The 810-nt window shown below is 77.3% G+C and carries 1 protein-coding gene; it reads left to right on the forward strand.

Annotated features, from left to right (window positions below; all coding sequences use genetic code 11):
* Positions 1-137: 137 nt before the first annotated feature.
* Positions 138-810: precorrin-6y C5,15-methyltransferase (decarboxylating) subunit CbiE (gene cbiE, locus ACYVE9_RS29100; RefSeq protein ID WP_461030869.1), on the forward strand; the 673-nt coding region annotated here is incomplete at its 3' end.

The following is an 810-nucleotide window of genomic DNA, read 5'->3' on the forward strand; positions in this document are numbered from 1 at the left end:
GGACGGTCGCCGACCCGGCGGCGCGTCAACTCCGCCTGGGGCAAGGCTCACCACCGGCCCGGGTGGCGCCGCGCCCCGCACGGCTCCGGTAGTCTCACTCGCGCCCCACCTGCGACGCACCTTGGAGAGTCCCGCCGATGGCCGACCGCGTCACCGTGATCGGATGGGACGGCTCGCCGCTGACCGGTTCCGCCCGGGGAGCGCTGTCGGCCGCCACCCTCGTTGCCGGCGCCGCCCACCACCTCGCCCTGCCCGAGGTGCCGCCCACCGCCGAGCAGGTGCGGCTGGGCAGCCTCCCGCTCGCCGCCCGCCGCATCGCCCAGCACCGGGGCACCGCCGTGGTCCTCGCCGACGGCGATCCGGGCTTCTTCGGAGTCGTCCGCACCCTCCGTGCCCCCGAGCACGGCCTCGAGGTGGAGGTCGTCCCGGCCGTCTCCTCGGTGGCCGCGGCCTTCGCCCGCGCCGGCATGCCCTGGGACGACGCGCGGATCGTCGTCGCCCACAGCCGCACCCTGCGGCGGGCGGTGAACGTCTGCCGCGCCCACACCAAGGTCGCCGTCCTGACCGCGCCCGGCGCCGGACCCGCCGAACTCGCCCTGCTGCTCACCGGCGTGCACCGCACCTTCGTCATCTGCGAGGCGCTGGGCACCGGGCAGGAACGCACCACCGTGCTCACCTCGGACCGGGCCGCCGACCACGTCTGGCGCGACCCCAACGTGGTCATCGTCGTCGGCGGACCGGGCTCGGGAGCCCCCGCCGGCGAAGGCAGCGCCGGAAGCTGGCTCGCCGGCCGCTCCCCGGCCGAGGCCG

This window comes from Streptomyces sparsus (assembly GCF_054776295.1).